This window comes from Candidatus Frackibacter sp. WG13, from assembly GCF_900114655.1.
Classification (GTDB): domain Bacteria; phylum Bacillota; class Halanaerobiia; order Halobacteroidales; family Acetohalobiaceae; genus Frackibacter.
The window spans coordinates 1-8,369 of record NZ_FOTT01000040.1 but is presented as its reverse complement, the minus strand read 5'-3'; the positions used below and the strand labels follow the sequence as shown (position 1 = coordinate 8,369).

The window sequence follows — 8,369 nt, the reverse complement described above, 5'->3', positions numbered from 1 at the left end:
AAGACTGGATGAGCTGGAAGATATATTATCCATTAGGGCTTAAAACAATTTAAGACCCGGTTGAGGAGCAGATCCAGCCTCCACCCATGGAGAGGTAGGACGAAGGAATGTAGGGGCATAGACCCTGGGAGATATGGGAGGTAAAACCGCCATGGTCTAGTGGAGATCCAAAGCGACCATACTGGTATTTTTTAGAAAATAACATGTTTTATTAGTTCGTTTGCCAACCTAATTCCAAATATTATAATTTATTACATTCTGTTCTAGTCTTTTAAAGTCAAAAAAAATGAAAAACTAAGAATAAGCGAGTATGAGTGAGATAATTTTAATTCAAAGAGGGAGTTATAATAAATATTGTTATAAGGATTACTATGAGATTACTATGATTGATGATGCAGGCCAAGAGCAAATAAAAGTAGTCAACAAGAATAATAAAGATGCTCAGGCTGTACAGGGAGATAGCTTAATTAATGTAAAAGATAAAAAATATTTTATAAAAGCTATGCAACTTGATAAGTATGGAGTTTATGTTTCTCAAGTTAAGTCGCTTCCACAAATTAATCAAGGTGAAATGAGGAAACTGTATATAATTAAATTAGCAGTGCCTTTATTTAATTCGCAAGGAACTAAAAAAGGTGTGTTAGTTTTGAGTTTATATCTTTCCAGAATCTTAGATTTGCTATCACAAGATATGTTTATCTACACTGAGAATAATAAACTATTATCATTAGCCCCTAAAGGTGATATTAAAGTTAAAAGTATTGATTATAATGTAGTGAATATTGAACATTCAGATTCTGATGGTCATAGCTCAAGTGCTAATAACCATAATAGTGAAAAGGAACATGGAACGTTTGGAAAAGAAGTTCTTGATGGTCAGTTACACAAGGGTGATGAAAAGCAAGCAATTCATTATATAAAAACCCAACCTTTGGCGGCGATTAATTGGATAATAGGAACTAAACATCATCATCCTTCTTTAATAGAAGCTTTAGATAGAATAAGGTTACTTTCTATTATATCTTATATTGTCATTATCAGTTTAATTTTGTTTATTAGCTATAAAACCGTGCAGAAATTTATTGAATTGATTGATGCTCAAAAGGCAATTATCTTTTCCTTAGTTAGATTAACAGAAGGTAGAGACCCAGAAACGGGAGCTCATTTAGAACGGACTAGAAATTATGCTGTAATATTAGCAAAACAACTGGGGAAGAATGATAAATATTCTGATGTAATTGATGATGAATTTGTAGAAGATATTTTTGAAGCTGCACTCTTACATGATATAGGAAAAGTGGGAATTCGTGATTCAATCTTATTAAAAGACTCGAACTTAAATGAAATAGAATATGATCAGATAAAAGGCCATGTTAAGATAGGTAAAGAGTTATTGGAAAACATTATTAGCAAATTTAACCTTAAACAATCTTTTCTATCAATGGCTAAGAATATCTGTGCTTATCATCATGAAAAGTATGATGGGACAGGTTATTTAGAAGGATTAGAAGGTGAAGAGATTCCTTTGGAAGCAAGAATTTTTGCTTTATGTGATGTTTATGATGTAATTTGTTCCAAGAGATGCTATAAAGATGCATTGTCACATCAAGAAGCAGTTGAGCGAATCAAGGAAGGGGAAAATGAACATTTTGATCCAAATGTTGTGGATGCCTTCTTAAGATGTAAGGATGAATTCGCAAGAGTAGGGGAAGAGCATTAATAAAAAATATATTTTTTGGATTAAAGTTGTATCTTTTGGGTTAAAATGGATATAATAAGTATGGGAATGGGACTATTTTTCTTTAAATAAAGGAGAAATTTAATTTATCTAGAACTACTATTAAAGAACTTGCTGACTTTAAGTGGTAATAGATTGTTCTATTTTAGTCATAGGTGTTTACACTTATGACTTTTTACTTTAAAGTAGAGAGGTGGTTATGGTATGGAACAATTTGTATATACAAATGAAGGAAAGGTATTATTAAAAGAAGCTGTTGAAGAGGAAATACCTAAAATTGTAGAACTATATGAGGGATTACCTAAGAATGAATATTGGGAAACAGAAGAATTAGCTAGAATTCATTATGAATTAATTGAAGAAGCTAATGGAACTACTTATGTAGCAGTCTTAGGTGAAGAAGTTATTGGTCATGCGGAGGTAGTTTTACCTGAAGATAAGAATGAATTAGCCTTTTTAGTTAAATTACAGATTAATGATGATTTAAGAAGACGTAAGTTTGGAACAGAATTAGTTCGTTATTCGATGATTATGATTAAGAAAAAAGGCTATCGTGGCTATTCAGTTTGGCCTGATTTCGATAAATCTAAAGGGCTCTATAAGAAGTTAGGCTTAAAAGAGATGAAGAATAATGAGAGTATTAAATTTAACATAAAAGAAGAAATCCCCGAGGTACAAGGTCAAGTAATTGAAGAGATAGAAAATTTTGCGGACCTTAAAGCATTTGAAATGGTAGTTGGTTGTCATTTTGCAGTTGATTTTGTATGGAAGCGTGCTTTCAAACTAGCTAAAGAAGAAGTATTGGATTATAAAAAGCCATTAATTCAAAAAGTTAAGGTTGATGCTGGGGAAGGGATTATCTTTTGTGATAATCGTCAATTCTTCGTTTCAGTTCCCAAAGATGAAGAGGAGAATAAAGAATTAATTACGGCTTTACTTAAATATGGTACTCAACTTGTTAAGGATTTTAATACTGTAGAATTAATAACTTATATTGATGAAGATTTCTGGCAAGAGATAGAAGAAGAAATGGAAAACTTTTGGGAGATAGAAAAAAGTCATCCACGATTAGAGATGGAGATGGAATTTGATAATTAAGATTAAAGAGGCCTCTAGATAAATTCTAGGGGCCTTTGTTAATCAAGGTACAAGCATAGTTAATCTGCTTGGTCTATTTTAATAATATATTTGTTAGAAAATTATAAATAATTAAAGAAGGGAGGAGTAATGTGATTAATAAAGAATTAGAAGAGTTTATTCTAGAAGATAATATGAATACGCCATATTATGATTTATTGAACATAGAGACCGTAGATTTAGAAGAAGGGCTAGCAAAAGCTAAGTTTGTTGTTAAATCTGAGTTAACTAACCCTTATAAGAGTTTGCATGGAGGTGCAATTGCCTCTTTAGCTGATATGGTAATGGGAGTGGCAATTAGAACTACTAATCGCAAAGCAGTAACTGTTAACTTTAATATTGATTATTTAGCTGCTGGAGAATTATTAGATACTATTATTGCTGAAGGTGAGGTGATTAAAAACGGTAAAAATCTTATCTTTACTGAAGCACAATTATATAAAGAGAGAACTAAAAAAATAATTGCTAGAGCCAAAGGAACATTTATGGCCCAAGGTCCACTTTTAACGGATTAATTCAAAAGGAGGCTAAGAAAGATGGCTGGTACTAATAAAGTAGGTATTGAGGTGAAGAGGAATTGGTGTAAAGGGTGTGGAATCTGTATTGAATTCTGTCCTAAGGATGTTTTAGGATGGGATGAAGAAGGTAAGGTTAAGGTAGTAGCGCTTGAGGATTGTATCGATTGTAAGTTATGTGAGTTACGGTGTCCAGAGTATAGTATCTTTCTTCTAGAAAAGGAGGGTCACAATGGATAATTTTAAATTCTTACAAGGGAATGAGGCTTGTGTTGAAGGAGCTATGTTAGCAGGAATTCAGTTCTTTGCTGGTTATCCGATTACTCCTTCTTCAGAGATTATGGAAGGCTTGGCTGAACGTTTACCACAAAATGGTGGTAAGTTTATTCAAATGGAGGATGAAATTTCGAGTATTGCTGCGGCTATTGGTGCTTCGCTGACAGGAAAGAAGGCTTTAACTGCTACTAGTGGACCGGGTTTTTCATTGAAACAGGAGAACTTAGGTTTTGCAATTATGGGAGAAGTTCCAATAGTAGTAGTAGATGTACAACGGGTGGGGCCTAGTACTGGTCTACCAACATCACCGAGCCAAGGAGATGTGATGCAAGCTAAATGGGGTACTCACGGAGACCATGCAATTATTGCTTTGGCACCGTCTTCGGTACAATAATCTTTAGAGCTAACGGTTAAAGCTTTTAATTTAGCTGAAAAATATAGGACACCGGTTATTCTATTATTAGATGAGATTGTAGGACATATGCGAGAGAAAGTAAGAATTCCCGCGGTTGAAGAGATAGAAACTAAAGACCGTAAGAAACCGTCAGTTGCACCACAAGATTATGAACCTTTTGCAGCAGATGAAGATTTAGTACCGCCAATGGCTAGTTTTGGCGATGGTTATAGATATCATGTTACTGGTCTATTTCATGATGAGACTGGGTTTCCTCATGGTAAAGCAGAGGATGCCGATAGACTTGGGCGAAGGCTGCACCAAAAGATAGAAGGTAATCGAGATGAGATAGTAGAGTATGAAAGCTGGGAGTTAGAAGATGCTGAAATAGCAGTAGTGGCTTATGGTTCAGTAACGAGGTCAGCATTAACAGCAGTTAAGGCAGCAAGAGAAGAGGGAATTAAAGTTGGGCTTTTACAATTAAAGACTATCTGGCCTTTTGCTCAAGAGGAGATTAAAGAGCTAGTAAATCAGGTAGATAAGATAATAGTGCCAGAGTTAAATCTAGGACAATTAATTGGAGAGGTAGAAAGATTATCGAATCTGGAAGAACAGGTAGTAGGTATTAACCGTATTGATGGTGAGTTAATTAAGCCAGCTACTATCATAGAGGCTATTAAAGAGGGGAGTGAGAGTAATGGAGATTTTAGATAGTTTTAGAACTGATAAGTTTCCTCATATTTGGTGTTCAGGCTGCGGACATGGGATTGTAATGGGGGCTTTAGTAAGGGCAATGAATAAGCTAGACTTAGACCATGATAAAACTGTTATTGTTTCCGGTATTGGTTGTTCTTCTCGGGCTACAGGTTATCTAAACTTCGATACTCTTCACACTACTCATGGTCGGGCATTAGCTTTTGCGACCGGAATTAAATTTTCTGAACCAGAGCTTGATGTAATTGTAATTACTGGTGATGGAGACTGCACTGCTATCGGCGGCAATCATCTAATCCATGCGGCGAGGAGAAATATAAATATAACGACGATTATGTTCAATAACAGCATTTACGGAATGACAAGCGGTCAGTATTCACCATTAACTCCCCAAAAGGCAAAGGCTACGACAGCACCATATGGGAATATTGAGCCGAACTTTGATCCTTGTGAATTAGTGCAAGGGGCAGGAGCTACTTATGTTGCCCGAGGCACAGCTTATCATATTAAGAAGTTAACTAGATTTATTAAACGAGGAATTGAACATAATGGATTTTCATTTATCGATGCTGTTAGTCAGTGTCCTACTAATTTTGGTAGGAAGAATGGTTTTAAATCGGCTGTAGAGATGATGCAGTGGCAGAAAGAGAATACAATTACTATTGAGAGAGCGGCTAAAGCGAGTGAGAAAGAGGTTAAGAATAAGATCCTAGTAGGTGAATTACATCATAATAATCGCCCAGAATATACCGCTAATTACGAGCAGGTTATCGAAAAAGCCCAGAAAGGTGGCGATAACTAATGGCAGATAGAATTGATATCCGCATCAGTGGGGCCGGAGGTCAAGGTGTAATCTTAAGTGGAATCATTTTAGCAGAAGCTAGTGCAATTTATGATGAAACTAATGCCGTGCAGACTCAAGCCTATGGTCCCGAAGCTAGGGGTGGTGCTAGCAAGTCGGAAGTAATTATTAGTCAAAAGAGGGTTAATTATCCTAAAGTTATAGATTTAGATGTATTAGTAGCTTTAAATCAAGAATCATATGATAAATATATTGGTGATTTGGAGAACGGTGGTACTTTAATTGTTGATGATAGTATTAAAGTTAGTAAAGAAAAGAAAGTTAAGGTCTATAGGCTGTCATTAATAGCTAAAGCGAAAGAAGAGTTAGGGACTAAGAAGGTAGCAAATATCCTTGCTCTAGGTGCTTTAGCTGCGGTAACTGACCTAATTTCATTAACTGCATTAGAGCAAGTAATTCCTAACAGAGTTCCTGCAGGCACAGAAGAAATAAATTTAAAGGCTTTAAAGTTAGGTGGTAAGATAGTGAATTAATGAATGAGGGTGGAATACTAAATAAGCCCGAAGCTATCAATTAATAGCTTCGGGCTACTTCAAAACTGGTTAATTTTGTGCTAACTCTTCAATCAACTCTTCATCTGGTGTAACAAAAAGAGTCTGCTGTTCTTCATAATAGACCATACCTGGCTTGGCACCTTTTGGTTTATTAACATTCTTAACTAGGGTATAGTCTACCGGGACATTAGAAGATTCTTTACCTTTACTATAGTAAGCAGCTAAGTGAGCAGCTTCTTTAATAGTGTCTCCTGGTATTTCATCTCGAGTATGATTTCTAATAATAACATGAGAACCAGGTAAATCTTTAACATGAAGCCAGAGGTCATGATTATTGGCTACATACTTAGTTAATTTATCATTCTGACGGTTATTACGCCCAACTCTAATATCAAAACCATTCGAAGACTTGAATTTAAGTGGTTCTGATTTCTTCTTTTGATTACGTCGTTTATCTTTGTTGGACTTTTGTTTTTTAATATATCCTTCATCAGCTAATTCTTCTTTGATCTCTTCTAAGTCAGTCATATCTTCGGCTTGGTTCATAGAAACTTCGACTTGTTTTAAGTAATTAATCTCATTCTTCGCTTTCCTTAATTCATTCTCTAGATAGTCAACACTTCGTTTTGCTTTATTATATTTTTGAAAGTATTTTTGTGAATTCTCTACTGGGGATAAATCTTGGTCTAATTGAATAGTAATCTCTTCTTGGTCTTCGGAATAATAATTAATAGTCTTTAACTTATCCTGACCAGGTTCTATTTGATGAATATTAGCTTTAATTAATTCACCTTTAATCCTATACTTTTCTGCATTGCGCGCTCCTTTTAATTGCCCTTTGACCCGCCGGTACTTTCTCATAGCTTTTTCGATATTATCCGAAGTAATCTTAGTTAAAGAACCTTTAAGACTATTTAATTTTCTACTCTTAATCTGAGTTGTAAAGTAATAATCTAATAATTGGTTAGTGCTAGCAAACTCTTTCTTTTTAAGATTAGTAAATTGGGTTAAATCAATTACAGAGTATTCTTTTAGATTACCATCTTTATCAAATACTAAATTAGGATAGAATTTATTGTCTTCAATTAACTTAATCACTTTTTGAAATTCAGTCCATAATTCATCTAAAGCAAGGCTATTTATTTTTCTAATCTTTTCCTCTCGTCCTATACCGGCACGATAGGCTAACTCCTTAGCGACTAAAGGACTGACTCCTCTTACATTCTCCATAATTGCTCGATAAGAACTTTTATCTATATTATCAGTAATTCGTTGTAAGAATTCTTCTTTTGTAATGATTAATGGATTAATCTTATCTTGTTTAGGTGGTTGTTGATACTCTTTCCCTGGGAGGATCTCTCGATGGCGGCTCATATTAGAAGTAACGCGTTTAATACTATCTAGAATCTGACCATCCTCTTGTAGGAGTATAATATTACTATGTCTTCCCATAATTTCAATTAATAAAATTTTTGTCTCAATTTCGCCATCATTATTTTTGGAATCTATATAAAATTTAATAATTCTTTCAAATTCAGGTTGTTCTATCTTTCTTAGTCGACCATGTTCTAAATGTTTACGAAGTAACATACAAAAGGTTGGTGGGCGTAAAGGATTTTCTCTATCTTCTTCGGTAATATGCACCCTTGGATCTTGGGGATGAGCCGAAAGGAGTAACTCAATATTTTCTCCTGGTTGCCTAAAACGTAGAGTTAAGAGTTCATCCTCAGGTTGATAAATCTTATCTAAACGACCACCAATCAATCTTTCTTCTAATTCATACTTAATTGCATTTAAAACTAATCCGTCTAACGCCATAATCTTCACCTCACATAATTAAGCTTACCTATAATGGTAACATTTATAAAAAATAATTGCAAATATATTATTTTATAGAGTTTCCCCAAAATCAAAATAGCAATTACCTTTAAACCTTATCATAATAGTAAGTTTGGCAGATTGAGCTGTTGTGATGCTTTAAATTTGAGATTTTTATCTATAAAGCTTTGGATTCCTTTTCTTGTTTTCTTCAAAATAGTAAAAATACCATCTGTTATTGCATAATAATCAAATTTAGGTATTTCATAAATTCTTTTAGATAATTTAGAAATCCATAAGCTTAACTTAGTAGTTTTTCTTTTTTCTGAAAATATTGCTATAAAGCCGATTAAAATAGTTAAAATCAAATCCATAGTTCTAATACTATTTAAAGATCTGACTCTGATATTTTCTAAATTAA

Annotated in this window: 7 protein-coding genes and 2 pseudogenes; 7 read left to right on the top strand and 2 right to left on the bottom strand. The window is 34.0% G+C overall.

Annotated features, from left to right (window positions below; all coding sequences use genetic code 11):
* The first annotated feature begins 310 nt into the window (after nucleotides 1-310).
* From BM077_RS13440 to BM077_RS13410, 7 genes and pseudogenes are all read left to right on the top strand, one after another.
* Nucleotides 311-1,720 carry an HD domain-containing phosphohydrolase gene (locus BM077_RS13440; RefSeq protein WP_089751195.1) on the top strand — a complete coding sequence of 470 codons (1,410 nt, stop codon included), beginning with the start codon at nucleotides 311-313 and terminating at the stop codon, nucleotides 1,718-1,720.
* A 222-nt stretch (nucleotides 1,721-1,942) separates the two neighbouring features.
* Nucleotides 1,943-2,836, top strand: coding sequence for a GNAT family N-acetyltransferase (locus BM077_RS13435; RefSeq protein WP_089751193.1), 894 nt, complete (start codon nucleotides 1,943-1,945; stop codon nucleotides 2,834-2,836).
* Nucleotides 2,837-2,967: 131 nt separating this feature from the next.
* Nucleotides 2,968-3,390 (top strand): PaaI family thioesterase, encoded by a 423-nt coding sequence (locus tag BM077_RS13430; protein ID WP_090003572.1) that lies wholly within the window; start codon nucleotides 2,968-2,970, stop codon nucleotides 3,388-3,390.
* Nucleotides 3,391-3,411: 21 nt separating this feature from the next.
* Nucleotides 3,412-3,630 (top strand): 4Fe-4S dicluster domain-containing protein, encoded by a 219-nt coding sequence (locus BM077_RS13425; protein WP_089751190.1) that lies wholly within the window; start codon nucleotides 3,412-3,414, stop codon nucleotides 3,628-3,630.
* Nucleotides 3,623-4,774 (top strand): annotated as a pseudogene (locus BM077_RS14245) (2-oxoacid:acceptor oxidoreductase subunit alpha). The gene BM077_RS13425 and the pseudogene BM077_RS14245 overlap by 8 nt, the downstream one beginning before the upstream one ends.
* Entirely contained in the window at nucleotides 4,758-5,576 is an 819-nt protein-coding gene (locus BM077_RS13415; protein WP_089751187.1) for a 2-oxoacid:ferredoxin oxidoreductase subunit beta, read from the top strand. Before BM077_RS14245 ends, BM077_RS13415 begins: the two are co-directional and overlap by 17 nt.
* Nucleotides 5,576-6,109 (top strand): 2-oxoacid:acceptor oxidoreductase family protein, encoded by a 534-nt coding sequence (locus BM077_RS13410; RefSeq protein ID WP_089751185.1) that lies wholly within the window; start codon nucleotides 5,576-5,578, stop codon nucleotides 6,107-6,109. Before BM077_RS13415 ends, BM077_RS13410 begins: the two co-directional genes overlap by 1 nt.
* A gap of 69 nt (nucleotides 6,110-6,178) precedes the next feature.
* Here the strand turns inward: BM077_RS13410 and BM077_RS13405 are convergent, their stop codons facing one another.
* Both BM077_RS13405 and BM077_RS13400 read right to left on the bottom strand, forming a co-directional pair.
* On the bottom strand, nucleotides 6,179-7,948 hold the full coding sequence (locus tag BM077_RS13405) for an Rqc2 family fibronectin-binding protein (protein ID WP_089751183.1): 1,770 nt from the start codon (nucleotides 7,946-7,948) through the stop codon (nucleotides 6,179-6,181).
* A gap of 119 nt (nucleotides 7,949-8,067) precedes the next feature.
* Nucleotides 8,068-8,369, bottom strand: a pseudogene (locus BM077_RS13400) (transposase); the annotation flags it as partial.

Excerpts from the sequence above, each read along its gene's own strand:
- BM077_RS13440 (WP_089751195.1), top strand. The coding sequence starts at position 311 with ATGAGTGAGATAATTTTAATTCAAAGAGGGAGTTATAATAAATATTGT.
- BM077_RS13435 (WP_089751193.1), top strand. The coding sequence starts at position 1,943 with ATGGAACAATTTGTATATACAAATGAAGGAAAGGTATTATTAAAAGAA.
- BM077_RS13425 (WP_089751190.1), top strand. The coding sequence starts at position 3,412 with ATGGCTGGTACTAATAAAGTAGGTATTGAGGTGAAGAGGAATTGGTGT.
- BM077_RS13415 (WP_089751187.1), top strand. The coding sequence starts at position 4,758 with ATGGAGATTTTAGATAGTTTTAGAACTGATAAGTTTCCTCATATTTGG.
- BM077_RS13410 (WP_089751185.1), top strand. The coding sequence starts at position 5,576 with ATGGCAGATAGAATTGATATCCGCATCAGTGGGGCCGGAGGTCAAGGT.
- BM077_RS13405 (WP_089751183.1), bottom strand. The coding sequence starts at position 7,948 with ATGGCGTTAGACGGATTAGTTTTAAATGCAATTAAGTATGAATTAGAA.